At 69.6% G+C, this 23,223-nt stretch carries 25 protein-coding genes; 8 read left to right on the top strand and 17 right to left on the bottom strand.

Annotated features, from left to right (window positions below):
* Positions 1 to 11 precede the first annotated feature (11 nt).
* Both AB0B45_RS23100 and AB0B45_RS23105 read right to left on the bottom strand, forming a co-directional pair.
* Positions 12 to 473, bottom strand: coding sequence for an ABA4-like family protein (locus tag AB0B45_RS23100; protein WP_358133740.1), 462 nt, complete (start codon positions 471 to 473; stop codon positions 12 to 14).
* Positions 470 to 1,378 (bottom strand): hypothetical protein, encoded by a 909-nt coding sequence (locus tag AB0B45_RS23105; RefSeq protein WP_358133743.1) that lies wholly within the window; start codon positions 1,376 to 1,378, stop codon positions 470 to 472. Before AB0B45_RS23105 ends, AB0B45_RS23100 begins: the two co-directional genes overlap by 4 nt.
* A 94-nt stretch (positions 1,379 to 1,472) precedes the next feature.
* Here AB0B45_RS23105 and AB0B45_RS23110 point away from each other — a divergent pair, with 94 nt between their 5' ends.
* Positions 1,473 to 2,093, top strand: coding sequence for a MerR family transcriptional regulator (locus AB0B45_RS23110; protein WP_358133746.1), 621 nt, complete (start codon positions 1,473 to 1,475; stop codon positions 2,091 to 2,093).
* A 36-nt stretch (positions 2,094 to 2,129) separates the two neighbouring features.
* Positions 2,130 to 2,687 (top strand): SIS domain-containing protein, encoded by a 558-nt coding sequence (locus AB0B45_RS23115; protein ID WP_358133749.1) that lies wholly within the window; start codon positions 2,130 to 2,132, stop codon positions 2,685 to 2,687.
* 69 nt (positions 2,688 to 2,756) lie between these two features.
* On the opposite strand, the gene AB0B45_RS23120 is transcribed toward AB0B45_RS23115, so the two are convergent.
* Genes AB0B45_RS23120 through AB0B45_RS23130 form a run of 3 tightly spaced genes read right to left on the bottom strand, consistent with a single transcriptional unit; the run spans position 2,757 to position 3,840 of the window.
* Positions 2,757 to 3,065, bottom strand: a complete 309-nt coding sequence (locus tag AB0B45_RS23120) for a transcriptional regulator (RefSeq protein ID WP_358133751.1) — start codon at positions 3,063 to 3,065, stop codon at positions 2,757 to 2,759.
* Positions 3,062 to 3,514 (bottom strand): hypothetical protein, encoded by a 453-nt coding sequence (locus tag AB0B45_RS23125; protein WP_358133753.1) that lies wholly within the window; start codon positions 3,512 to 3,514, stop codon positions 3,062 to 3,064. The genes AB0B45_RS23120 and AB0B45_RS23125 overlap by 4 nt, the downstream gene beginning before the upstream one ends.
* A gap of 50 nt (positions 3,515 to 3,564) precedes the next feature.
* Complete coding sequence (locus AB0B45_RS23130; RefSeq protein ID WP_358133755.1) at positions 3,565 to 3,840, bottom strand: hypothetical protein; 276 nt, start codon at positions 3,838 to 3,840, stop codon at positions 3,565 to 3,567.
* A 129-nt stretch (positions 3,841 to 3,969) separates the two neighbouring features.
* Between AB0B45_RS23130 and AB0B45_RS23135 the strand changes: the two genes are divergently transcribed.
* Entirely contained in the window at positions 3,970 to 5,544 is a 1,575-nt protein-coding gene (locus AB0B45_RS23135) for an alpha/beta fold hydrolase (protein ID WP_358133757.1), read from the top strand.
* 141 nt (positions 5,545 to 5,685) lie between these two features.
* Here the strand turns inward: AB0B45_RS23135 and AB0B45_RS23140 are convergent, their stop codons facing one another.
* The 3 genes from AB0B45_RS23140 to AB0B45_RS23150 form a co-directional block, all read right to left on the bottom strand.
* Positions 5,686 to 6,867 (bottom strand): MFS transporter, encoded by a 1,182-nt coding sequence (locus AB0B45_RS23140; protein ID WP_358133760.1) that lies wholly within the window; start codon positions 6,865 to 6,867, stop codon positions 5,686 to 5,688.
* On the bottom strand, positions 6,864 to 7,481 hold the full coding sequence (wrbA, locus tag AB0B45_RS23145) for an NAD(P)H:quinone oxidoreductase (RefSeq protein ID WP_358133762.1): 618 nt from the start codon (positions 7,479 to 7,481) through the stop codon (positions 6,864 to 6,866). Before wrbA ends, AB0B45_RS23140 begins: the two co-directional genes overlap by 4 nt.
* A gap of 407 nt (positions 7,482 to 7,888) precedes the next feature.
* The gene (locus AB0B45_RS23150) at positions 7,889 to 8,959 is read right to left on the bottom strand and encodes a glycerophosphodiester phosphodiesterase (protein ID WP_358133765.1); all 1,071 of its coding nucleotides are present in this window, start codon (positions 8,957 to 8,959) and stop codon (positions 7,889 to 7,891) included.
* 130 nt (positions 8,960 to 9,089) lie between these two features.
* Here AB0B45_RS23150 and AB0B45_RS23155 point away from each other — a divergent pair, with 130 nt between their 5' ends.
* Positions 9,090 to 11,003, top strand: coding sequence for an amino acid transporter (locus AB0B45_RS23155; protein ID WP_358133768.1), 1,914 nt, complete (start codon positions 9,090 to 9,092; stop codon positions 11,001 to 11,003).
* 47 nt (positions 11,004 to 11,050) lie between these two features.
* Here AB0B45_RS23155 and AB0B45_RS23160 read toward each other — a convergent pair whose 3' ends face one another.
* Both AB0B45_RS23160 and AB0B45_RS23165 read right to left on the bottom strand, forming a co-directional pair.
* Positions 11,051 to 11,824 carry a patatin-like phospholipase family protein gene (locus tag AB0B45_RS23160; RefSeq protein WP_358133769.1) on the bottom strand — a complete coding sequence of 258 codons (774 nt, stop codon included), beginning with the start codon at positions 11,822 to 11,824 and terminating at the stop codon, positions 11,051 to 11,053.
* 96 nt (positions 11,825 to 11,920) lie between these two features.
* The gene (locus AB0B45_RS23165) at positions 11,921 to 12,493 is read right to left on the bottom strand and encodes a hypothetical protein (protein WP_358133772.1); all 573 of its coding nucleotides are present in this window, start codon (positions 12,491 to 12,493) and stop codon (positions 11,921 to 11,923) included.
* Between the two features lie 230 nt (positions 12,494 to 12,723).
* On the opposite strand from AB0B45_RS23165, the gene AB0B45_RS23170 reads away from it, so the two are divergent.
* Entirely contained in the window at positions 12,724 to 13,782 is a 1,059-nt protein-coding gene (locus tag AB0B45_RS23170) for a LysR family transcriptional regulator (protein ID WP_358133775.1), read from the top strand.
* Positions 13,783 to 13,824: 42 nt separating this feature from the next.
* Here AB0B45_RS23170 and AB0B45_RS23175 read toward each other — a convergent pair whose 3' ends face one another.
* Entirely contained in the window at positions 13,825 to 14,322 is a 498-nt protein-coding gene (locus AB0B45_RS23175; protein ID WP_358133778.1) for a tetratricopeptide repeat protein, read from the bottom strand.
* Between the two features lie 181 nt (positions 14,323 to 14,503).
* Positions 14,504 to 15,952, bottom strand: coding sequence for an argininosuccinate synthase (gene argG, locus AB0B45_RS23180; RefSeq protein ID WP_358133780.1), 1,449 nt, complete (start codon positions 15,950 to 15,952; stop codon positions 14,504 to 14,506).
* Between the two features lie 243 nt (positions 15,953 to 16,195).
* Between argG and AB0B45_RS23185 the strand changes: the two genes are divergently transcribed.
* Together AB0B45_RS23185 and AB0B45_RS23190 are read left to right on the top strand one after the other, a co-directional pair.
* Positions 16,196 to 16,510, top strand: coding sequence for a hypothetical protein (locus AB0B45_RS23185; protein ID WP_358133783.1), 315 nt, complete (start codon positions 16,196 to 16,198; stop codon positions 16,508 to 16,510).
* A gap of 115 nt (positions 16,511 to 16,625) precedes the next feature.
* Complete coding sequence (locus AB0B45_RS23190; RefSeq protein ID WP_358133786.1) at positions 16,626 to 16,961, top strand: hypothetical protein; 336 nt, start codon at positions 16,626 to 16,628, stop codon at positions 16,959 to 16,961.
* A 20-nt stretch (positions 16,962 to 16,981) separates the two neighbouring features.
* On the opposite strand, the gene AB0B45_RS23195 is transcribed toward AB0B45_RS23190, so the two are convergent.
* The 5 genes from AB0B45_RS23195 to AB0B45_RS23215 form a co-directional block, all read right to left on the bottom strand.
* The gene (locus AB0B45_RS23195) at positions 16,982 to 18,412 is read right to left on the bottom strand and encodes a serine/threonine-protein kinase (protein ID WP_358133788.1); all 1,431 of its coding nucleotides are present in this window, start codon (positions 18,410 to 18,412) and stop codon (positions 16,982 to 16,984) included.
* 218 nt (positions 18,413 to 18,630) lie between these two features.
* The gene (locus AB0B45_RS23200; RefSeq protein ID WP_358133791.1) at positions 18,631 to 19,716 is read right to left on the bottom strand and encodes a CU044_5270 family protein; all 1,086 of its coding nucleotides are present in this window, start codon (positions 19,714 to 19,716) and stop codon (positions 18,631 to 18,633) included.
* The gene (locus tag AB0B45_RS23205) at positions 19,713 to 20,282 is read right to left on the bottom strand and encodes a sigma-70 family RNA polymerase sigma factor (RefSeq protein WP_358133793.1); all 570 of its coding nucleotides are present in this window, start codon (positions 20,280 to 20,282) and stop codon (positions 19,713 to 19,715) included. Before AB0B45_RS23205 ends, AB0B45_RS23200 begins: the two co-directional genes overlap by 4 nt.
* Before the next feature lie 126 nt (positions 20,283 to 20,408).
* Positions 20,409 to 20,894, bottom strand: coding sequence for a helix-turn-helix domain-containing protein (locus AB0B45_RS23210; protein ID WP_358133796.1), 486 nt, complete (start codon positions 20,892 to 20,894; stop codon positions 20,409 to 20,411).
* 377 nt (positions 20,895 to 21,271) lie between these two features.
* Entirely contained in the window at positions 21,272 to 22,087 is an 816-nt protein-coding gene (locus tag AB0B45_RS23215) for a TetR/AcrR family transcriptional regulator (protein WP_358133799.1), read from the bottom strand.
* Between the two features lie 56 nt (positions 22,088 to 22,143).
* Between AB0B45_RS23215 and AB0B45_RS23220 the strand changes: the two genes are divergently transcribed.
* Complete coding sequence (locus AB0B45_RS23220) at positions 22,144 to 23,223, top strand: alpha/beta hydrolase (RefSeq protein ID WP_358133801.1); 1,080 nt, start codon at positions 22,144 to 22,146, stop codon at positions 23,221 to 23,223.

Below are 23,223 nucleotides of genomic sequence, written 5' to 3' on the forward strand. Positions count from 1 at the left end.
GGACCTCGTGCTCACCGTCGAGCGGCCGCGGGCGTGCCGCTTCCCGCCGCGTCGTGGTTTCCGCGATAGGCGAGCCTGAGCGCGAGATAGATCGGCAGCCCGATCGGCGACAGCAGGATCGTGAACGCGAGCACCGGACCCATGAGCAGCGGGTGCACCTTCCGCTCCCTGCTGTCGAGGTACATCCACCGGCCGACGAACAGGTCCCAGGCGATGATCTGGGCCCACAGCGCGGCCGGCGCGTCCGGGTCGGCCACCAGCCGCCGCAGCCCCTCCAGCGAGGGCTGGGTGACGACCGGCCAGAAGCCTGAAAGCAGCGGCACGAGCAGTACCAGGTTGACGGCCACGGCGGGCAGCACGATGAGCGGCGAGCCGGCGACGAGGCGGGTGACCCGCCAGGTGGGCGCCAGGATCATCAGCGCCCAGAACGGCGCGGCCACGTAGAAGCTGAGGTCGAACAGGAAAGCGGTCATGGGGCGAGCTCTCTCTCTGGCCGGAGCGCGACGGCGGTCGCGCCGAGGGCGGTGACGACGAGGACGGCGAGCGCGGCGAGGGTCGTGCCGTCGGGATGGACGATGGACTGACCGCGCAGGGCCTGCCACAGGAGCAGCAGGAACAGCCCGCCGTAGGCGCCGCCGGCGCTGACCACGAGCCGTAGCCGCACCTCCTCGCGGCGCAGGACGGGAAGGCGCGTGGACAGGGCCGCCAGCAGCAGCGCGAGCAGCGGCAGGAGCTGGAGGGCGTGCATGCCCACGAAGTGCGGGACGCGCAGGTCGCCGCCGATGGTGCTCCAGCCCAACAGGGGCAGCCCTGGGCCGCCGTCGGTCACGCCCACGCTGTGGGCGCCGGCGAAGTCCTCGGCCCAGGTCTGGCCGGGCACCCTCGTCACCATCAGGCCGCCGGAGGAGATGCCGAGCGTGGAGACGATCAGGCCGAGCCGGACGGCCCAGGTGCTCACCCGGTCGGCCTGCCGATCGAGGATCACGAGGATCCCTGCGACGAGGTTGGCGATCATGAGTACGCCGATCGTGGCGCCCATGGCGATCCAGATGGACTTGTCGAGCGGGGTGGCCTCGTTGAAGTGGCTGTGGCGGGCCCGCCCGGCCTGGAAGGCGATGAGGGCGACCTCGGCCGTGCCCGCCGCGGCCAGGACGGTGCCCATCCACCGGCTCACCCGCCCCGCCCTGTGGCGCAGCGAGAGTAACCAGGCCCAGGTGAAGGAGTAGAGGGCGAACGAGATCGTGAACTTCAGCGGCTTGATCCAGACCGGGACGCCGTCGAGCGTGCGGCCGTCCGCGAAGACGAGGACGAGCAGGACAAGGCTCAGCGCGGCCATGACGGCGGCGAACAGCATGAGCGGGCGGTGCCATCGGAGCATGGTGAGACTCCCATAGATAGCGGATAGTGCTACTTACTACTATCTATAGCTAAGCTATCCGTGTACGACAAGAGGAGGACGTGAAGACGTGCGGATGGCGGAGCTGAGTGAGACGACGGGAGTCCCGGTCCCGACGATCAAGTACTACATGCGGGAGGGCCTCATCGCTCCCGGCCGGCCCACCGGCCGCAACCAGGCCGACTACGGCGACGAGCACGTGCGCAGGCTCAAGCTGGTGCGGGCCCTCGTCGAGTACGGCGACCTGCCCATCGCCGTGATCGGCGACCTGCTGGCCCGCGTCGACAATCCGAACCTCGAGGTGTACGACCTGCTCGCGGCCGCCCAGAAGGCCGTGACCCCGCGCAAGGAGCCGCGTCCCGGCCCCTGCAAGGACAAGGCGGAGGACCTCCTGCGCGAGCTGCTGACCAGGCGCGGCTGGCGGATCAGGACGGGCGACCCCGCCTACCGCACCGCCGTCGGCGTGCTGGCCACCCTCGACGAGGTCGGCCGTCAGGACGTGCTGGACGTCCTGGACGTCTACGCCGAGGCCGCCGAACGCATCGCCGAGGCCGACGTGCGCGTGCTCGGCGCCGACCTGGGCGACCGCGAGCGCGCCGTGGAGATCGTGGTCATCGGCACCTCGGTGGGCGACACGCTGATCGCCGCGCTGCGCAGGCTGGCGCAGGCCACCGTCGGCGAGCGCATGTACACCTGAGAGGGGCAGGTCATGGGCGACTGAGAGGAGCAGGTCATGGGCGACAACCTTTTTCGCACCGCGCTCGACGAGCTCGGCGCCGTGCTCGCGGAGGTGGACGACCGGCAGGTCGACGCGACCTGCCGGTTGATCGCCGAGGCGAGAACCATCGGCGTCCACGGCTGCGGCAGGGAGGCGCTGCAGATCAAAGGTTTCGCGATGCGCCTGTTCCATCTCGGCCTGCCGGTCGCGGTGGTCGGCGACATGACCATGCCGGCGCTGGGTCGCGGCGACGTTCTCCTCGTCACCTCCGGGCCCGGCGAGACATCCACGGTGCTGGCGCTGATGCGGACGGCGAAGGCGGCGGGCGCGACGAACCTCCTGCTGACCGCTGAACCCGAGAGCGGCGCGGCGGAGCTCGCCGACTTCGCGCTCGTGATCCCGGCGCAGACCATGGCCAGCGACCGGGGCGAAAGGCGGACCTCCGTCCTGCCGATGGGCTCGGTCTACGAAGGCGCGCTGTTCGTGCTGTTCGAGGTGATGGTGCTGAAGCTCAGGACGCTGACCGGCGCCACGCGCGAGGCGATGCGCGCCAGGCACACCAACATGGAGTGAAAGAGCCCTGGCCGCACGCGCCGGTCCAGGCACGGACGAGCCGGCGGAGGGAGGTCCTGAGGTCCCCGCTCATCCGGTCTCGCCGACGATGGCGCGCAGGGCGGCGACGTGCGCCTGGTAGGCCGCTCTGCCGGCCTTGGTGAGCGAGAGCCAGACTCGCTGCCGGGTGTCGCGCACGGCTTTGGTCTGCTCCACGTACCCGGCTTCCATCAGAACGCTGACATGCTTGCTCAGCACCGAGTCGCTGACACCGAGCCGTTCGCGCACCACGCCGAACTCGACCTGCTCGGCAGCCTCCAGCAGCGCGCAGATCCGCAGCCGGTTCGGCGCGTGGATCGTGGCGTCGAAGCCGTCCTCGGCCCTGTCGGTCACTCTCATGCCGAGGCCCGCGCCCGTCGGTCGTGGACGATCCCGTAACCGACCATCCAGCCCGCGGCCAGGACAGCCGCGGCCGCCCAGACCCAGCTCCACCTGTCGCCGAGGAGTTGGGCGGCGATCCAGAGCGGGGGCAGGGGCGCCGCGAGGACCAGTTGCTGGCGGAGTGTGAGCTCGCGGGGCGCAATCCCCGCCCTGTTGACCTGCCGGGAGTACAAGCGCTCGGTCAGCCACCAGCCGGCCCCTAAGGCGGCCAGCAGGGCGATCGTGGCCCAAGGAGCGATGTCGGCCAGCGGTTGCGCCATCATGACCCCGGCGACCAGCAGTCCGAGCACGGGGAAGAACCATGCGTGGATCGGGGCGCTGCCCGCCGCGCGCGCCTGCCTGGCGGCCTCCAGCGCCGCGGCGGCCTCGGAAGGGGAGGGGCGGTCGAAGCTCTCGTGTGTTTCCATACTGGAAAGAGTCCGCCAGGCTTTCCATGTTGTCAACACTCGATTTTCCGTCATGGAAACAGTGCGGTCAGCGACGTGACCGAGCCGACCGCGATCCTGCTGCTGTCACCCCTGAACAGATCGAGATCCGCGGGAAAGCGTCCCAGTCGGCCGTCACCACCCCGCTCGCCGTCATCGAGGGCCTCGCCTTCCTCGGGCTCGCACTGTGAGGGTCGCGACGGGGCCCGGCTGCTCGACTTCTCTGCGCGTCGGGCCAGTTGCAAAGGGTGCAATGTCCACCCTTCTTCCGCAATGTCGCGGAACCGATCGGTTTCGGAAATGTCCATTCTTGCCGCGCGCGCGCCGCCGACCAGAGATGATCAAGGTGGCCGTGTCCCGCGTGAGCGGGCCGGCCGGCCGACGATTGGAGCAATGTGCGAAGAAGATCTTCTCTGCTCGCCGCAGCCTTCCTGGCGATGGCGGCGCTGTTAACCGTCTCGACTGCCGGCGTGGCCGCCGATACGGTCGCCGGTGACGGAACCTCAGCGGAGGCCGGGAAGGGCAGCATCGCCTGGGCGCCCTGCGAGGAGGAGCCCGCCGCCGAGTGCGCGACGCTGGCCGTCCCGATCGACTGGTCCGCTCCGTACGGGCCCACCATCGATCTCGCCATCGCCCGCCGCAAGGCCACCGACCCCGCGGCCCGCATCGGATCCCTGGTGGTCAACCCGGGCGGCCCTGGCGGGTCGGGTGTGGAGGCCGCCTACGGCGCCCCCGGCTTCTTCACGGAAGAGATCCAGCGGCGATTCGACATCGTCGGCTTCGATCCCCGGGGCGTGGCTCGCAGCCACCCGGTGGTCTGCTCGGCGCCTCTGTACAACCAGATGCCGTCCCCCGTCATAGCGAGCCAGGCCGACTTCGACGCCTGGAACGCCTACACCAGAAAGCTGCACAAGGACTGCAGGGCCCGCACCGGACCCCTCTACGACCACGTCGACTCGGTCAACGTCGCGCGCGACATGGATGCTCTCCGCGCCGCCCTCGGCGAGGAGAAGCTCACCTACTACGGGCTCTCGTACGGCACGCTGATCGGGCAGATGTACGCCGAGCTGTTCCCGCACCGGATCAGGGCGCTCGCCCTCGACAGCAACATGGACCACAGCCTCGGCCTCAAGGCGTTCCTCGACACCGAGGCCGCCGCCGCCGAGGACGGGTTCGACCAGTACGTCGCCTGGTGCGAGGCCGACACCAGCTGCGGCCTGCACGGGCGCGACGTCCGGGCGCTCTGGGAGGAGCTGCTGGCGAAGGCACGGCGCGGCGAGCTGTACTACCCGGGCGTCAAGGACCGCCCGATGACCGAGCTGCAGGTCATCTACCAGGGCGTCCTGGGGAACGAAGGGCCCAACTGGCACCTGCTGACCGAGATGCTCATGGCGTTGGCCGGCGGACCGCCGCCGTCGGACCTGCCTCCGCTTCCCGGCAGGCAGCCCGTCCCTGGCGAACTCGCCCAGCTGCCGACCGTGGTCCTCTGCCAGGACTACAACCTCCGGGTGCGCGACTTCAGGGAGTACGCCGCGCTCATGCGCAGCTCCGCCCGGCTCGCGCCCGACATGCGGTACAACCCGATGCCGATCGAGGACGTGCCGATCTGCCTCAACCACCACACCAACAACCCGCAGCACCCCCTGCGCTACAAGGGCAGTGCTCCGTTGCTGCTCGGCAGCTCGCTGCACGACCCGGCCACGCCGTACGGCTGGTCGGCCAACGCGGCCCACCAGCTCGGCCTCAAGGCGGTGCTGCTCACCTACGAGGGCTGGGGCCACCGCATCTACGGCAAGGACGAGTGCAGCACGCGGCACTTCGACGAGTACCTGATCTCGCTCGCCGTGCCCGCGCCCGGCACCCGCTGCTCGGTGCCCGCGGTTCAGGCCATGGCCAAGCGGCAGGCCCCGGCGTGGCCGTCGAGCTCGCTCCACTGGGCCGGTCCTGTCGCGACTCCGTCCCGCCCTCAGCCGGGCCCGGCCTCCGCCGGCCTGTCCAGGACGTCCGGCTGAGCTCCGACCCTGCCGTGATCGCATGACGCCGCCCGGCTCCTCACCGCGAGGTGGCCGGGCGGCTCCGATCGGGAGCACCCCCCAGCGGTCCTGCGCCCGGGAGACCGTGACGATCTTTTCCACGCTGGAGTACGCGGACGATCAGCTCGGCAGGAGGGAGACGATGGCGGGGCCGAAGGCGGAGCCCAGCAGGTAGGCCAGGCTGAACAGGCCGATCGCCGACGGACGGTGGTCGTCGGGTACGGCGGCGGTAGCTCGTACGGCGAACACGCCCTGGCCCGACGACGCCGCGACGGAGGCGGCCGCCTGGGCGGCCAGCAGCGCGGCGGGCAGGACGGTGAGCGTGGACACCAGCAGCCCCGCCAGACCCAGGCCGGTGAGAGCGGCGACGGTCACGCCCGGGCGGACTCTGGCCGACGCCGTCACGATGAACCAGGACAGCGATCCGCCGAGCAGCAGAGGCCAGAGCACGGCGACCCCGATCTCGCCGGAGGTCCAACCACTGTGCTGGGACAACTCGCGCGGGATGGCGTACATCAACGAGAAGTTGACCATGGCAAGTGCGAAGGCGAGACCGGCGGAGATGAGGAACTCAGGCGTGCGGAGCAGGACGGCGGGCACGAAGCCGTGTGGTCGAAGGCGGAGATGACGGACGAGCAGGGCGAGTCCGGCGAGCGACGCGAGCCCGGCCGGCCACGGTTGATGCGGCACGAAGACGAGCGCGGTGACCATCGCCGTCAGGATCGCGGCGCCGGCCAGGTCGAAGCTGCCGCGGCCGACCGGAGCGGGTGGCGCCTTTCTCGCCACCGACGGTACGGCCAACAGGCTGAGCGCGGGCAGCGCGAGCGCCGCCCGCCAGGAGAGCAGGTCGCTCACCAGCGAGCCCAGCAGCGGCGCGAGGGAACCGACCACCGCCAGCGCCGCGGTGACGAGTCCCATCCTGCGGGCGGAGTCGGCGAGGTTCATCGCCGACGCGCTCAGCCCTGCGGCGCCGAGCGCCTGCAGAGCACAACCGAGTATGGCGTACGGCGGTGCGGGGCCGGTCAGGACGAGGCTCGCCCCGGCTAGCAGGAGGAGACCACAGAAGGCCAGAGTGGCACGAACCCCTCGAAGGCCAAGGAGCCCAGCCATCAGCGGAGTGCCGACGGCCACTCCCCATCCGAACGCCGTCACCGTCCAGGTCGCCGTCCCGACCGAGACCCCCAGCCCGCCAGCCACCTCGTCGAGGACGAGGGCAGGTCCCGCGACGCCGAAGGACAGCGGTCCGGCCAGCAGGGCGAGCGTGACGGCTGGGACCCGCTCACGTGTCAGCCCCCTCATCATGCGGCGGCGATGGCCCTGGTGCCGCGCGCAAACCTCAGTACACGGTCGGTCTGCACTCGTGCCGCGGCCCTGGTGACCTCGTCCACAGCGTGGGTGCCGCCCCGGTCACAGTGAGAGGTGCCGTAAGGGTTGCCATCGGTCCACTTGTCCGGGTGGGTGTAGCCCGGCGGCACGATGATCCCGCCGAGGTGGATGAAGGTGTTGTACAAGGCGAGCAGCGTGGACTCGTGGCCGCCGTGGGCGGTACCGGTGGAGGTGAACCCGCTGTAGACCTTGTCGGAGAGCAACCCCTCACGCCACGGGCCGCTCAATGTGTCCAGGAACTGCTTGAGCTGAGAGGAGACATTGCCGAACCGGGTGGGCGAGCCCATGATCACCGCATCGGCCCAGACCAGATCCTCGGCGGCGGCGAAGGGCACATCGGCGGTAAGCGCGGCATGGGCGGCCCAGGCGGGGTTGGAATCGATCGCGGCCTGGGGAGCCAGCTCCGCCACCTTGCGCAGCCGTACCTCCGCACCCGCTTTCTCGGCGGTCTCTGCCATCTCCTGGGCTATCGCGGCAATCGTCCCGGTGGCCGAGTAGTAGACGATCGCGAGGTTCAAGGGCGTGGTCACAGATGACTCCTTCAATGTGGATCACTATCCGACAAGCCGACAATATAGTCATCTATTATTACAGTCAATCCTAGTGACTAAATGGCTGGCGGGAGGCAGGCGCGTTACGGCGTGGCGGGGAAGCTGCCGTCGCCGTCCGGCACGCCACTGCCGTGCTGCGAGGGCGCGGCCATCCAGGAGTCGCCGCCACGACGGCAGTGCTCGCCGACCTGCCGCCATCGGCCATCCGCACCTCCGCCGCGGCGCGTCGCGACCACCCAGCGCGGTTCAGACCGGATGACCCGATCGAGGAGATCCAGGCACCTGCCGCGCGGGTATCAGCGGCAGGTGCCTGGAGAGATCGCGGGCGACGGCGCTCGTGCCGGTTCGTTCGCCCCTGCGAGATTGTCAGGCCCTCACCCGGGAGTTCACCACTGCTTGAGGCGGTATTGCTTGGGCAGCTTGAAGCCACGCTCGGCCATCAGCTGCCGCAGCCGATCCGGATAGTCGGTGATGATCCCGTCCACCCCGTCGTCGACGAGCTTGTTCAAGGTGGGCTCGTCGTCGACGGTCCATGGGATCACCTTGATGCCCAGACCGTGCGCCTGATCCACCATCTCCTTGGTGACGTACGGCTGGTAGCCCGGGTCCGTCACCTTGCCATTCTGCGGGAACCCGTGTACCGGCGAGAAGGCGTCCGCGCCGAACGACTTGATCGCCTTGAGCGGGTCCCCGCCGAAATCGTCGATGTCGATGCCACCGAGCCAGGGCGACGCCCCAGGCTTCCCGGTCTGCAGGAAGTCGCGGTTGGTCAGGGCCACGATCGGCAGCCGCGGCTCGACCTCGCGCACCCGCATCAGCGCGCCCCAGTCGAAACTCTGGATGGTGACCTGCCGCATGAGCCCGGCCCGCCGGATCTCCGCCAGCGTCACCTGCACGAACTGCTCCCTCGGCGCCGTCTCGTGCGGCGCGCCGGCCTCGACCTTGGTCTCGACATTGAGCATGACGCGACGCGCGCGATAGCGGTCGACCAGCTCGAACACCTCGCGCAGGGTCGCCATCCTGGCACCGGGAACCGGCCGCTGGCCGGGGAACTCCGGCAGCGTCATGGAGCCGCAGTCCATCGTCCTGACCTGCTCGAGGGTGAGCGTGTTGATGTACTTGCCGACGTAGGGGAACTCGGGATCACCCGGCACGGCAGGCGCGGTATCCCTGCATTTCCTGTTGCTGATCTTCCGGTCATGGGTGACGACCGCCTGGCCGTCCTCGGTGATCTGCACGTCGAGCTCCAACGTGCTGACCCCCAGCTCGAGGGCGTTGGCGAACGCGGGCAGCGTGGCCTCCACCACCAACCCCAGCCCGCCTCGGTGAGCCTGCAGGTCGAAGGGGCGCCTGTCCGCATGGGCCGCCCCAGGCAACGCCGCGAACCGGGCCTCCTCACACGGGCGCCACGTCGATGAGTCCTGGTCGGCCGCCTGCCGGCCTACGGCCTCGGACACGCCGCGGTGTGGTCAGCGGGCCGGCGATCGGGGAGCCGGGCGGTCTTGACGCGGTCTTGACGCCTGACCAGGGCAGACAGGCACGTGTGCGTTCGTCGATATGAGAGCGTGATGTCGGGGGTGGCCGAGAATGGCCAGGAGAAGGCAGCTCGCCTCGACGCCGGAAAGTCCGCTGCGGACCTGGTTGCTCGAGGGCCTGCAGACCGATCGCGAGCAGATCGAGCACGGCCCGCACGTGAAGCACCCGTGGTGGCGGGTCATGTGCCTGACGGGCGTGGACTACTTCTCCACGCTGGGCTACCAGCCGGGCATCGCCGCGCTGGCGGCCGGGGTCCTCTCGCCACTGGCCACGATCTTCCTCGTCGCGCTCACCCTGTTCGGCGCGCTGCCGGTCTACCGGCGGGTGGCCGAGGAGAGCCCCTACGGCCAGGGTTCGATCGCGATGCTGGAGCATCTGGCCCCGCAATGGTGGGGCAAGCTGTTCGTGCTGACGTTGCTCGGCTTCGCGGCGACAGACTTCGTCATCACGATGACGCTCTCGGCCGCCGACGCCACCGCGCACATCCTGGAGAACCCGTTCGCCCCGCAATGGCTGGAAGGTCAGCGGGTCCCGGTGACGCTGTTCCTGCTCGCCCTGCTCGGCGGCGTGTTCCTGGTGGGATTCACCGAGGCGATCGGCATCGCCGTCCTGCTGGTCTTCCTCTACCTGGGTCTCAACGCGATCGTCGTGGGGTCCGCGATCACGCACGTCCTCGAGACGCCCGGCCTGGTGGTGAACTGGCAGAACATGCTCACCGCGACCTACAGCAGCCCGATCGCCATGATCGGCCTTTCCCTGGTGGTGATGCCCAAGCTCGCCCTCGGCATGTCCGGGTTCGAGACGGGTGTCGCGGTGATGCCGATCATCGAGGGCGACCTGCGGCAGCGGATCAAGGGCGCCAAACGGCTGCTGACCGTCGCCGCGCTGATCATGAGCGTGTTCCTGATCCTGAGCAGTTTCGTCACCACCGTGCTGATCCCTCCCGAGGAGTTCCAGCCGGGCGGCAAGGCCAACGGCCGTTCCCTCGCCTATCTGGCGCATGGCTTCCTCGGCGAATGGTTCGGCACGCTCTACGACGTCAGCACCATCGCCATCCTGTGGTTCGCGGGCGCGTCGGCCATGGCCGGGTTGATCAACCTGGTCCCCCGCTATCTGCCCCGGTACGGCATGGCACCTGAGTGGACCGGCGCCGTGCGCCCTCTGGTGCTGGGCTTCTCCCTGATCGCGTTCACCATCACGATCATCTTCGACGCCGACGTGGTGGCGCAGGGCGGCGCGTACGCCACGGGCGTCCTCGTCCTCATGCTGTCGGCCGCCGTGGCGGTGACCCTGTCGGTCCACAAGCGGGGCCTGCGCCGAGCGCGGCTCGGGTTCGGGCTGATCTCAGCCGTGCTCGCCTACACCCTGGTGGACAATGTCATCGAGCGTCCGGAAGGCGTGAAGATCGCCTCGTTCTTCATCGCCACGATCATCGTCACCTCGCTGATCTCCCGGGCGACCCGCTCCACCGAGCTCCGGGTCACCGAGACGCACCTCGACCCACTCGCCGAGCGCTTCGTCAACGAGGCCTGCGGCGAGATCCACGTGATCGCCAACGAGCCGCACCGGCGCGACCAGGCCGAGTACAACGACAAACTGCGCGAGGTCTGGCTCAACCACCGGCTGCGCAGCTCGGAGCCGGTGATGTTCGTCGAGGGCACCGTGCTCGACGCGTCCGAGTTCAAGACCGAGCTCCGGGTGAAGGGCGAAGAGCTGTACGGCCACCAGATCCTGCGCTTCGAGAGCTCGGCCATCCCCAACTCGCTGGCCGCGCTCCTGCTCTACCTGCGCGACCGCACCGGCGGCGCGCCGCACATCTACTTCCACTGGGCGGAGGGCAACCCCGTCGTGGCCATGCTGCGCTACCTGCTCTTCGGCGGCGGCGACGTGCCCGCGCTCACCCGCGAGGTCGTGCGCAAGGCCGAGCCCGACCTCGAACGCAGACCACGGGTCCACGTCAGCTGACGCTCATCGGTGTGTCGCGGGTCCCGCCGTTCCCAGGCGGCTACAGGTCAGGTCCACAGCGCCCCGAGGCGTTCGGCGGCGTCGGCCGCTTGCCGTACACCGGCCTGGAAGGAGGTCTCCCAGGCCGACGCGTCGTGCAGGTCGGGACCGAACGCCTCCAGTGTCGCCCGGTCGGGGGCGATCGAGATGGCGGCGCCGCTCGGGAAGACGTGGGCCAGCGGCTCGATGACCACCACCGTGTCGGCGTCGCCCGCCAGGTCTGCGTTGGCGCCCCCGCGGAAGGCGCCGTCCATGTAGCGGTGGCCGTTGACCGTGATCGGCGGGTAGACGCCCGGCACCGCGCAGCTGGAGGCGACGGCGGACAGCAGCGACGCGTCGCCGTCGCGATCCCAGACCGCGGGTTCGCCTGTTTCCGCGTTCACCGCGGTGATCAGGAGGCGCCGGCCGGGCCAGTCGCGTGCGGTGACGAGGGTGGCCATCCGGTCCAGGTGGGTCTGCTCAGGTGCGACGTCGGCGGTGAGAGCGATCTTCCCGACCCTGCGCAGCTTGTCCCCCTGTTCGAGCGAGGGGTCCGCGAGCGTCGCGAAGACCTCGGCCAGCCTCCCCTGCTCGCCGGTGCCGCCCGATCGTGTGGAGGTGGCCAGGCGGTCGAGGTTCTCGCCGGTGGCGAGCATGGCGCCGACGATGGCGCCTGCCGAGGTGCCGACGATCAGGTCGGCGTCGGCCAGGTCCACACCCGCGCGGCGCAGGCCGACGGCCAGCCCGGCCAGCCATGCCGTACCGACGACGCCGCCGGGACCGAGTACGAGAGCACGTGTCATGCGATCATCCTGTGACCTCAACAGGAGTTGAGGTCAACTCGGGTCAGCCTGGAGAAGGGCCGCGCGCCCCCGGGCAGCCGTCGCCGTCCGCCCGGCTCAGGCTCGCCCCTCCTTGCGCGCCCTGATGGCCCGGTTGGACGGGCCGAGCCACATCAGGACCAGTGCCGCGAGAGTGGCCGCCACGCCGACGCCGTCCAGGACGTGCAGCATCGTCGGGACGACGTCGGTGAGGTCCAGCAGCCAGATGCCGAGGCCGATCAGAGCGAACGGGATGATGGCGATCCGCGCCCAGTTCCTGCGTGCCCAGACGAACGCCCCGAACAGCAGGAACATCGCTCCGACGAACGCCATAATCGAGGTTCGCGCCGTGAGTGTGGAGTGGGCGTCGTCCAGGGCCGCCGCGATCAGCGCCTGCCCCAGGTCGGCGGCGTCGGCGGAGCCGCCGAGCTCCCTCTTCACCAGCTCGTCCATCAGGCCGCGCAGCATCTCCTTGCCGCCGGTCAGTGTGACGACGAGGCTGCCGATCCCGGCGAGCGCCGCAAGCGCGACGAGACCCGCTGCCGCCTTCAACGTCGCCGGTCTCGCCGGCGACGAGCCGCTGCGATTCTCGTCAAAGGAATGCTGACCGCGGTGCTGCGGCTCGGGCGCGTATGCGTGCTGTGATGCCATGATCACTCCTGGTCGAGGATGATTGTCATGCTGAAACGCCCGGCGAATCGACTGGCGCGGGCGGGCCCATTTTCGGGGTGAATCCCGGCGGGGTGAGTAGCAATGCTCTATGTTTCGATCACCGATGTCCATCGGAAGTCGAAAGAATCTTCGGATAAGTTCGGCGGGAACTGGGATCAGTTTCCGCGCGGCTGTCCGCGAAACAAGGAAAGCGAGGACGCGAGCCGGCCATGTCAGCGCCGCTTCCCGAACTGGTGCCGCCGACCGATGCGATCACCGAGCTTCTGAACTGCCCGCCCGCGCTGCTCGACACGACGTTAGACCAGTTCCGCACGTTGATCGTCGTACGGCAGACGGGGTCGGCCCTGCAGGCGGCACGGCTTCTCGGCAGGGAGCAGTCCAGCGTCCAAAAGCAGCTCGACACTCTCAACCGCTATTTCCAGTCGCTGTGCGGAGAGATATTGGTGAGTAAACGCGGCAGGGGAAAGGACTTCGTTTTCACCCCTACCGGCGAGCTCGTCGTCGATGGCGCACGAGACATGCTCGCTCGTTGGATGGACGACCTTGGCGAATGCCGGCGCCGTATCGGGAGAACATTGACCGTCGGCACGACGGAATTCACGCTCTGGATTCTCAACCGGGCCTGGGAGACGTTGGCGGACGAATTCGCGCGTCGTGGCGTCGAATTCCGGCTCGTGCACGTCCGCACCAGGGATTTCTGGTCCCGCCTGGACGAGGGCCAGGTGGACCTGTTGTGCGGCAGCGTCGTCACGCCGGTCGGTGACCGCGCCCGGCACGACAAGTACGACGTCATCGAGTGGCGCCGCGGCAGCCCTGTCCTGCTGACCAACCTGCCGGAGGCCGATCTGCCCGGCGCCTCGGTGGCGACGAGCGCGCTCGAGAAGCTGCCGCTGATCGTGCCCGTGAGCGGGCTGATCGCCGACTTCCTGGTGCGCTGGTTCGGCCCCGCGTTCCGCGACCGCCTGAACATCGCGGCCGAGATCGAGGATCTCCAGTACGGCGTCGCGCTGCTGCGCTCGCGGCTGGCCAGGGGCTGCATGATCGTGACCCGCACGCTCGGCCGGCGCGCGGTCGAGGGGGCGGCGGAGGGTACGGCACTGCGTGTCGTCGAGCTGACGCACGACGTCGAGCCCAAGCTGGAAATGGTCTCGGCGGTGTTCACCCGGAAGGGCGAGCGCGAGCGGTACGGGCCCGACCACCCGCTGAACCTGCTGTGGGAGGCCCTGCGCAGGGAGGCGGCCGAGACCGGCCACCCCTCGGGCGGGTAGCCGGGGGGTGGCAGGGCGATCGGCCTCGAAGCGGGCGGCCGGTCACGTCGAGCCGAGCGCGGTCCTGATGTGCTCCATCAGCATGGCCTCTCCGGTCCGGCCCGCGAGGCGGTGGCACGTCTCGTACGCCTCGCGCGCCGCCGCGTGGTCGCCTTGCTCGGCGCGCGCCTGCCCGAGCTGGAGCACTGCATGGACGACGTCCCCCGCGAGGTCCCCGGCCAGTTCCAGCACCCAGTGGAACGACGCCTCCGCCTGCGACGTGTTCCGGTGCGTCACCCACAGCAGGCAGGTCGCCGCGGGGTAGGCGTCGCTGGCCGTCCGCGGTACCCGCCGCCAGGCCGCCTCGGCGTCGGCCAGATCGCCGCGCCGCATCGCCAGCACCCCGTAGCAGAACCACGCCCTCGGTTCCAGCGGGCCGTACCCCACCTCGCTGAGCCGGCCGATCCCGATCTCCGCGCCCTGCGAGCCGTGCTCGTAGGAGAACATGAGCCCGACCAGGGCCGCGCCCCACGCCGCGTGCAGAGGATGCCCGGTGTCCATGGCCCGCTCGTACGACCGCAGTGCCGCGCCGAGGTCCCCCTGTGACAGGAAGTGGGCCGGTCAGGGCGAGACCCCGCGGGTCGGCCCGAGCCGGTGGGCCCCACCGGCTCGGGCGCGCAGACCTTCGTCATGGCCGTCGCCGCTGATGCCCGCGCGCCGCCGGGTGGGCCGTCGAAGCTGGTCAGTCGGTGCCGAACTCCATCGCGGCGCGGTCGAGCATCTCGTCGTCGCCGGAGACCTTGCCGCGTGAGGCGATGGTCTCGGCGCCGCCCTGGGGCATCGCGCCGATCAGTTCGGTCGAGGCCGCCTGGGCGGCACCCATGAGCGCGGGATGGGAGGTGCCGACCATGCCGAGGCCGGCGTACTGCTCGAGCTTGGCGCGCGAGTCGGCGATGTCGAGGTTGCGCATGGTGAGCTGGCCGATCCGGTCCACCGGACCGAACGCCGAGTCCTCGGTGCGCTCCATCGACAGCTTGTCCGGGTGGTAGCTGAAAGCCGGGCCGGAGGTGTCCAGGATCGAGTAGTCCTCACCGCGCCGCAGCCGCAGCGTCACCTCGCCGATGACCGCCGTGCCGACCCAGCGCTGCAGCGACTCCCGCACCATCAGCGCCTGCGGGTCGAGCCAGCGGCCCTCGTACATCAGCCGGCCGAGCCGCCGGCCCTCGTTGTGATAGGCCGCCAGGGTGTCCTCGTTGTGGATCGCGTTGACCAGCCGTTCGTACGCCGCGTGCAGCAGCGCCATCCCTGGAGCCTCGTAGATGCCGCGGCTCTTGGCCTCGATCACCCGGTTCTCGATCTGGTCCGACATGCCCATGCCGTGCCGTCCGCCGATCGCGTTCGCCTCCATCACCAGGTCGACCGGGGTGGCGAACTCCTTGCCGTTGATCGTCACCGGGCGGCCCTGGTCGAAGCCGATGGTCACGTCCTCGGTAGCGATCTCGACCTCGGGATCCCAGAATCGCACGCCCATGATCGGGTCCACGGTCTCGATGCCGGTGTCGAGGTGCTCCAGGGTCTTGGCCTCGTGGGTGGCGCCCCAGATGTTGGCGTCGGTCGAGTAGGCCTTCTCGGTGCTGTCGCGGTAGGGCAGGTCGTGCGCGAGCAGCCACTGCGACATCTCCTTGCGGCCGCCGAGCTCGGACACGAAGTCCGCGTCGAGCCAGGGCTTGTAGATGCGCAGGTGGGGGTTCGCGAGCAGGCCGTACCGGTAGAACCGTTCGATGTCGTTGCCCTTGAACGTCGAGCCGTCGCCCCAGATTTGTACGTCGTCCTCGAGCATCGCCCGCACCAGCAGGGTCCCCGTGACGGCCCGGCCGAGCGGAGTGGTGTTGAAGTAGGGGCGCCCGGCCGAGCGGATGTGGAACGCACCGCAGGTGAGCGCGGCCAAGCCCTCCTCGACCAGCACCGCGCGGCAGTCGACCAGGCGCGCGGTCTCGGCACCGTACGCCAACGCGCGGCCGGGCACCGAGGCGATGTCGGGCTCGTCGTACTGGCCGATGTCGGCGGTGTAGGTGAACGGGACGGCACCCTTGTCGCGCATCCAAGCGACGGCGACCGAGGTGTCGAGGCCGCCCGAGAACGCGATGCCGACGCGCTCGCCGGTGGGCAGGGAGGTAAGAACCTTGGACATGAGAGAAGTATGCATTGTGGCGCATGATCATGCAAGATCTCGAGAACGCCCGGGGTGGGCGCGCCGATCTCGGGGTATCGGGCACCGGCCCGCGCTTGCCGCCACCGATTGCCCGCCACATATCCCGGACGGCCGGACAAGCACCCTGCGGTAATGCCTTTCAGCCTTTCGTCCAAGTACAGGTGTAGGCACTGGACGATGAAGGGAGCTGGGCCGGTGCGGCTCAGACAAGCAGGACCGGCGGTGATCGACTACCTCCCCGCCGGTCAGACCTGCCGGCAACCCCGGGGCGAACTCGTCCCTACGCCTGTGAGCCCGCTGAAAGACACCGAGGAGTATGGGACCTTCTGGATAGACCCGAAGGATTTGGGGCCGGATGAGACGCTCGTCGTGGTGATGCACTCCTCCCAAAACGATCTGAGCAAGAGCTCTGGGGGAAGTGTTGGTGTGATGCGTGGACCGGTCGCGCCGTGCGTACCGGTCGCCGAGGATGACAGCGACAACGCGCCGGGCGGAGGAGGAAGCGTCGAACCACCGTCCTCACCCGGCGTCCCGTAGCTCCCGTCCGCACTGTGCGTGATGCGGGAGGAGGCCGGCAGGGCTCTCGCTGCTGTAGATCGTTGAGTAGCCTGCCTGAGCAGATCTCGTAACGGCTACCCACCGCGGAGATGAAGTGCACCTTCGGGAGCTACAGGAACGCGCTATCCGTATCCACGATCTCTACGACGAGCTCAACCGTCGAGAGCGCAATCGAGCCTGGACGCGCGAGGAATTCATGTTGGGCTTCGTCGGTGATGTCGGTGACCTGGCCAAGCTCGTCATGGCCGAAGAAGGTGCGAGGGAGATGCCGGGCGGACGGGAGGCGTTGGAACACGAGCTGGCCGACTGCCTGTGGTCGGTTCTGATCTTGGCCTACCGTTATGACGTCAACCTTGGCGCGGCGTTTGAGCGGACCATGGATGAACTCGATCAAGCGATATCCACGAGGCTGAGCGCAGATCCTTCTTAGCGACGACCGCTGCGGGCATCTCAGGGCGTCTGCCGGAGCAGAGCACGGTGGCGGATGGCGAACCACAGCGCCCACACCACGAGCGTGGCGTTGGCCGCGTAGAGCACGAAGGCCCCGCCACGTGCGATCAAGATCAAAAGCCCGACCAGCATGCCCGCCGCGGGAAGGATCGACATCACCGTGAAGGCCGGCGACCGCCCACGCAGCAAGATCCCCATGACCACGATGGCCGCCACCACGGCCACGTAGAAGAGGGTCTCCACCCAGTAGAAGTCGTTCCAGAGCCAAACCGCGACTGTGGTGATCGTCCCCCCGACCAGGAGCACTCCGAACAGGATGGGCAGGGCGATCGCGGCGGCTGTGCGCCTGCGCAGGGCTCCCCACGTCGCCAGCACCGGCATCATGATCAGCAGACTGTGCAGGAAGTAGGCCGTCGGCATGATCTGGTTGAGGTCGTAGGGGGACTTCCACGGGGAGAACGCGGCGAAGATCGGCAGAGGCGCGCCCAGTACGGCAGCAAGACCGCTCACCAGCCCCAGCGCCGGATGGTGACCCGCTGGACGCGTCGCCCGGTGTCCTGAAGCAGGCTCATGGTGACCGGGCAGGACACCAGCAGACTGCGGTGCCGCCGAGCCGGGCAGGAGGAGGGTGGCAGGGGCGCCGTTGGCGGCCACAGGCCCGCCGAGCAGGGACTGCACCACCTGCTGAGCGGTCGGCCGCTGCTCGGGCCGCTTGGCCAGGCAGGCCGCCACAAGCCCGCGCAACCCCTCGGGCAGCGCCGACAGATCCGGCTCCACATTCAGCACCCGATTCCACACCGCGGGCACGCTGTCGTCGCCGAAGGCAGGCCGCCCGGTCGCGGCGAAGACCAGCATGAGCCCCCACGCGAAGACGTCGGTAGGAGGTCCCACCGCCTCGCCCGCTACCTGCTCTGGCGCCATGTAGGCGGGCGTGCCGATCAGCCCGCTGGTCATCGTGGCCGTGGACTCCAGCGCCCGGGCGATGCCGAAGTCGATGACTCTGGGCCCGTCCGGGCCAAGCAGCACGTTGCTGGGTTTGAAGTCCCGGTGCACGATCCCGGCCCGGTGGATCGCGGCCAGCGCGGCCGCGGTGCTGATCGCCAGCCGCCGCAGGCCGCCAAGGCCGCGCGGCCCGTCGCGTGCGACGAGCTCCTGCAGGGACTCGCCCGCCACGTACTCGCTGACCACGTACGGCTGCTCGCCGTCCGCGTCGACGTCCAGGACGCGCGCGGTGGAGAACTCCTCGACCTGCCGGGCCGCCGCCACCTCCCGCACGAAGCGCCGCCGCGCCTCGGGATCCTTCACCAGGTGGGGGTGGAGCACCTTCACCGCGACCTTGTCCCCGTTGGGGGAAACACCCAGGTACACCGTCCCCTGTCCACCCGAGCCCAGCACCGACTCAAGCCGATATCCAGCTAAGCGATCCAGCATGGTGGAGAGCGTAGTCCCGGATGATCTGGGCCCCCCTTATTCGCCGACCTCACCCGCGCCTTTCTCACGACTGCGGATCTGGCAGGCGCGATCCTCGACGGGGCCAGGAAGGCAGACCCGGGCCATCACCCAGGCCGTCAGCCGCGCGGGCAAGAACCGGCGCAGGCGGTTGTGGGGCGGCCCCGGGCCTCGGACGAGGAGGCCGGGGCCGGGGCCGGTCAGGCGTGGTCCGCCGGCACCTTCGGGGATTCGTCGGTCCAGCCGGAATCCACGACGGCGCTCCAGCGGGTCGGCCGTAGATCCGCGCAGCCCTGCTTGCCGGCAGACCTGGCGACGGACAGCAGGCGTCCGGTGTTCTTGTCGAACAGCACCCGCGACTCGGTGCCGTAACGGGGCTCGCAGCTCCGAAGCGCCACTCCCACGGCGTCGCGGCCCAGCGGATCCCGGACGTCGCCGAGGGAACGGACTTCGGGCAACTCGGCCATCATCCTGAACAGCGCGGCCCTGACCTCGGTCGGAGCCGGCAGGTCGAGCAGCAGCTCGGCCGCCTGTTCGAAGAGGATCTCATCTCGTAGCTCGTCGCTGATGTCGCCGGGACCCTGCCACTGGACCAGAACCTCCCTCAGCGCCTCCGGCTCGGTAGGCAGGCTCTCGATGTCGGCGACGGAGACCGCCTTTCCGTTGACGTTGGGCCAGCTCGACCCCGGCTCGGCGAAATCGTTCAGCCGCCCGGCGTAAGGCGTCTTGCCTGTCTCATCGTCCAGCGCCCGGTTGCCGCGGGTGCACGTGAAATGCGCCTGATCCGAGCTCCACTCGCCCTTCTTGGGCGGCGGTGCCCCCTTGGCGGCGTCCAGCCGGGCCCAGGAGTGGACTATCCACCAACTCGGATCCGCGGGTGATCTCGCCACCCAGGTCTCGTCCCTGCAGACGCCGTGGAATGTTCTCTCGTCCATGAACAAACCGCCCGAGTTCACACCCTGGGTGTGCCAGTACCGGCCGGTGGTGGCCGGGATCTTCACGGTCTGCTCCGCGGCGGCGAGCAGCAGGCCGCGGGCGGCGGGCTCGGCGGACCTGCCGCCGGCACCGCCGGAGGTCAGGGTCACGGCGACGGCGAGCACCGCCGCCGTACCCGCGGCGAACGTCCAGCCCAGACCGATGCGGCCGCGGCGGGGGACGACCGAGATCGTGGACCGCCGCGTCGCCGCGGCGGCGATGATCCGGTCGAGCCGTTCCGGGTCGTCGATCGGATCCATCGCGGCGGGACGGACATCGGCGAGCGTCTTCATCACATCGGTCTTCTTCACCGGGTCGACTCCTTTGCGGTGACCAGCGATTCGGAGCGGGAAAGGACAGTACGGGTGATCGTGTCGGCCTCTGCGGCCATCGCGCGCTCAAGCCTGCGCCGGGCGCGGTGCAAGCGGACGAAGAACGTCGCGGTGGAGCAGCCGACGACCTTCGCCGCTTCCGCGGGACGCAGCCCATGCCAGGCGACCAGCGTGAGCAGTTCACGGTCGTCGTCGGAAAGGGCAGCCAGCCCCCGCAGCACGGCTGTCCTCTCGGTCACCGACTCGGCGACGTCGGCCGCTGCCGGCTCCTCGGCCGAGATCCAGGCCGCCAGCTCGCTCTCCAGTGACTGGCGGCGAGCTTCGGCGCGGTACAACTCGCGCAGGATGTTGCGGGCGACGCCGAGCAGCCATGGGAGCGCCTCGTCGGGCACGGCGTCGATCCGACGCCACGCGACGCAGAACGTCTCACTCGCCACCTCCTCCGCGTGCTGCCGTCCCACTCGACTGACCGCGTACGCGTACACGTTCGAATAGCAGGAGTTGTACAAGCCGGTGAACCGGTCCTGAGGACCAGGTTCGGTCATGCGTGCTCCCTTCCCCTAAGTGCGCCATTACCAGGGAATGAGCGAATCGCTTCACTTCTTACAGCCTGAGTGGAACCTGTGCCGAGAGGTCAACGGGTGGGGAACGACGTCTTCGCTACCGTTCCGTCAGCACTCTTCGGTGAGGTCTCTGGCGGTGAGGGCGGCCTCCAGCAAGCGGGCCTCGGCGGGGATCATGAGGTCCAGGCCGGTCAGGGCGGTCACCCTGTGGAGCCGGTAGTCGAGGGTGTTGCGGTGGATGTGCAGGTCCTGGGCGGTCTGCCGGCGGTTGTGTCCCCGGTTGACGAAGGCGCGAAGGGTGTCGATCAGGTGCGGGCGACCGTTCAGCGGGTCGAGCTTCGCGGCGAGCCTACCGAGCCCGCTGCCGGGCCTGGCCAGCTGGTATTCGAGGAGGACGTCGTCGAAGCGGTAGAGGCCGGTCGGGCGGCCGAGGCGCTGGACGATCTCCATGACCTTGCACGCCTCGTCGGCGGCGTCAGGCACGAGAGCCGGCTCGGCGGCCCAGGCGGCGGTGGCGACGACGGGCCGGCCGGTGGCCTCAGCGATCCTGGTCACGAGGCCCGGCAGGTCGGGCGTCCCGGGTAACAGCGCCACACCTCCTCCGCCGGTGCAGCGGCCGCCAGGTGCGCGTCATGACAACCGGCAGGTCACCTCGGTCGCCATCGCGTTCGGCGGCTGCTCGGCGACCGCGTCGCGGCCCTGGTTGCGGGTGCAGCAGCTTGACCGCCACGGGCACGCCGTCGCCGCCCCCGACCCAGGTAGACGGTGCCCTGCCCGCCCACCCCGAGCCGCCCCTCCGTGCGGTAGGGCCCGACCTCCTTGGGGTCCTCGGCTAGGGCCAGCACCTCGGCAGCCTCCAGCCAGTCAAGTGGTCCAAGACCGTATCAGAGCGGCCCGGCGGCCAGTTGGGGGATGAGTGCTCAAGCGGCACCTCACGGTCGTCAGCCCGCCCGAGCAGGGGAGCGGCGGCTTCAGGATGAGACTCCCTCAGTACGGTCGATGAGCACCTGGACGCCGTCGAGGATGCGGTCAAGGCCGAAGTCGAGCGGGTCGACCGCCGCCGGTGCGAACGCGCCCTCCGCGATCGCCTTGGTGAGGGCTGGGAAGCGGTCGGCGTGGCGGTCGAGCAGTTCGCCGGTCAGGCGGCCCCATTCCCTGTTGTGGTCCTCGTCGAAGTCGGCCAGTTGCTGGGCGAGGTTGCGTACCTGCCCGACGACCAGGAGGAAGACCTGGTGGCGCTGGCCGGCCGCCAGACCGGTCGACTCCAGGGCGGCGAGCGCGGCGTCCATCCAGCCGAGTTGGGCCGGGCCCATGACCTGGCGGCGCATCGCGGTGGCCGCGAGCAGCCAGGGGTGGGCCTGGTAGAGCGCCCACAGCAGGCGGGCCCATGCGGTGAGCCCGGGCCGCCAGCCGGGGCCCGCGGCCAGCAGGTCGGGGCGCTCGGCGGAGACGGCTTCGACCATCAGCTCGACGAGTTCGGCCTTGCTGGGCACGTAGCGATACAGGGCCATCGCCGAGACATCGAACTCGGCGGCGACCCTGTTCATCGAGACGGCCTCCAGGCCCTCGGCGTCGGCGAGGGTCACCGCGGCCTCGGCGATGCGGCGGGGGGTGAGGCTGGGCTTGGGGCCGCGGGCGGGCTGGTCCTGTTCGCCCCACAACAGCGCGATGCCCGCCCGCAGGTCGCGCGTTCTCTTCTCCTTGCTCTCCCGTGGCTTGGCGGCCCTGGCCATGGCGGCTCCCTCGTCGCGGTGCTCGAACGGACGCCGGTTGACACCCGTCTTCAACTGTATATAACGTAAACCTCGCGGTTAACACCATAAACAGTTTAGGGGAGTAACTCATGCTTGGCATCGTCATCGCCTCCACCGCGGCCGTCCTGGCCGCACCCGCCGCGGGCCTGCTCGGCTACCGGCAGCTCAAGCGCGTCGCCCACGCCAAGCGGCTGCGCATCACCGGCCCGCACGGCATCGACGAGTCCGGGTTCATTCGCATCGGCGGCATCGACCAGTGGATCTCGATCCGGGGCGAGGACCGCCGCAACCCGGTGATCCTGGAGCTCCACGGCGGCCCCGGCGCCACCAACCTCGTCTTCGCCCCGCGCACCCGCGCCTGGGAGCGGCACTTCACGATCGTGCGATGGGACATGCGCGGCGCCGGCAAGACCTTCGGGCACGGCGGCCCGGACGGGCAGGGCGAGATGACCCTGGAACGGCTACAGCGCGATGCCCTGGAGGTGACCGAGCACGTCCGCGCCCGGCTCGGCGTCGGAAAGGTCCTGCTGGTCGCCCACTCCTTCGGTTCCGTCCTCGGGCTGCGCCTGGCCCGCAACCACCCCGAGCTCTACTCCGCCTACGTCGGCACCGACCAGAACATCAACGCAGGCGGACGCGACCACACCGCCTACCGCGCGCTGGTGGAGCGGCTCGGCAAGGCGGGCAAGCGCAAGGAACTGGCCGCCGTCACCGAGATGGGCCAGGACAGGTCGGCCTGGAGCGTCGAGCAGTGGTCGCAGTACAACAAGCACACCGTCGGCTCCGACCCGCTCACCTTCGACACCGTCAAGACCGTGGTGGTCGGCTCGCTGCTGACCTCGCCGCTGTACTCCCTGCGCGAGCTGCGCACCTACATGAAGGCCATGTCCTTCTCCGAACGCGTCGCGCCCGAGTCCGTGACGATCGACGAATGGGCCGAGGGGACCACGTTCGCCATCCCGTTCTTCATCTTCCAGGGCGAGCGCGACGTGATCACCCCGCCCGAGCCGGTCAGGCGGTTCTTCGCCGACGTCACCGCCCCGATCAAGGACTTCGCGCTCATCGAGGACGCGAGCCACTTCGCCTCCTTCCGCCGCCCCGACCGCTTCCTCGACCTGATGCTCACCAAGGTCCGTCCGGTGATCACCAGCAAGCCGATCGCCTCGTGA

Origin of the sequence: Nonomuraea sp. NPDC049152 (assembly GCF_040648355.1) — a bacterium.
In the GTDB taxonomy this organism is placed as follows: domain Bacteria; phylum Actinomycetota; class Actinomycetes; order Streptosporangiales; family Streptosporangiaceae; genus Nonomuraea.

What these genes read in the sequence shown, in the direction of transcription:
- AB0B45_RS23100 (WP_358133740.1), bottom strand. Translation starts at nt 473, where the DNA reads ATGACCGCTTTCCTGTTCGACCTCAGCTTCTACGTGGCCGCGCCGTTC.
- AB0B45_RS23105 (WP_358133743.1), bottom strand. Translation starts at nt 1,378, where the DNA reads ATGCTCCGATGGCACCGCCCGCTCATGCTGTTCGCCGCCGTCATGGCC.
- AB0B45_RS23110 (WP_358133746.1), top strand. Translation starts at nt 1,473, where the DNA reads ATGGCGGAGCTGAGTGAGACGACGGGAGTCCCGGTCCCGACGATCAAG.
- AB0B45_RS23115 (WP_358133749.1), top strand. Translation starts at nt 2,130, where the DNA reads ATGGGCGACAACCTTTTTCGCACCGCGCTCGACGAGCTCGGCGCCGTG.
- AB0B45_RS23120 (WP_358133751.1), bottom strand. Translation starts at nt 3,065, where the DNA reads ATGAGAGTGACCGACAGGGCCGAGGACGGCTTCGACGCCACGATCCAC.
- AB0B45_RS23125 (WP_358133753.1), bottom strand. Translation starts at nt 3,514, where the DNA reads ATGGAAACACACGAGAGCTTCGACCGCCCCTCCCCTTCCGAGGCCGCC.
- AB0B45_RS23130 (WP_358133755.1), bottom strand. Translation starts at nt 3,840, where the DNA reads ATGGACATTTCCGAAACCGATCGGTTCCGCGACATTGCGGAAGAAGGG.
- AB0B45_RS23135 (WP_358133757.1), top strand. Translation starts at nt 3,970, where the DNA reads ATGGCGGCGCTGTTAACCGTCTCGACTGCCGGCGTGGCCGCCGATACG.
- AB0B45_RS23140 (WP_358133760.1), bottom strand. Translation starts at nt 6,867, where the DNA reads ATGATGAGGGGGCTGACACGTGAGCGGGTCCCAGCCGTCACGCTCGCC.
- AB0B45_RS23155 (WP_358133768.1), top strand. Translation starts at nt 9,090, where the DNA reads ATGGCCAGGAGAAGGCAGCTCGCCTCGACGCCGGAAAGTCCGCTGCGG.
- AB0B45_RS23160 (WP_358133769.1), bottom strand. Translation starts at nt 11,824, where the DNA reads ATGACACGTGCTCTCGTACTCGGTCCCGGCGGCGTCGTCGGTACGGCA.
- AB0B45_RS23165 (WP_358133772.1), bottom strand. Translation starts at nt 12,493, where the DNA reads ATGGCATCACAGCACGCATACGCGCCCGAGCCGCAGCACCGCGGTCAG.
- AB0B45_RS23170 (WP_358133775.1), top strand. Translation starts at nt 12,724, where the DNA reads ATGTCAGCGCCGCTTCCCGAACTGGTGCCGCCGACCGATGCGATCACC.
- AB0B45_RS23175 (WP_358133778.1), bottom strand. Translation starts at nt 14,322, where the DNA reads ATGGACACCGGGCATCCTCTGCACGCGGCGTGGGGCGCGGCCCTGGTC.
- argG (WP_358133780.1), bottom strand. Translation starts at nt 15,952, where the DNA reads ATGTCCAAGGTTCTTACCTCCCTGCCCACCGGCGAGCGCGTCGGCATC.
- AB0B45_RS23195 (WP_358133788.1), bottom strand. Translation starts at nt 18,412, where the DNA reads ATGCTGGATCGCTTAGCTGGATATCGGCTTGAGTCGGTGCTGGGCTCG.
- AB0B45_RS23205 (WP_358133793.1), bottom strand. Translation starts at nt 20,282, where the DNA reads ATGACCGAACCTGGTCCTCAGGACCGGTTCACCGGCTTGTACAACTCC.
- AB0B45_RS23220 (WP_358133801.1), top strand. Translation starts at nt 22,144, where the DNA reads ATGCTTGGCATCGTCATCGCCTCCACCGCGGCCGTCCTGGCCGCACCC.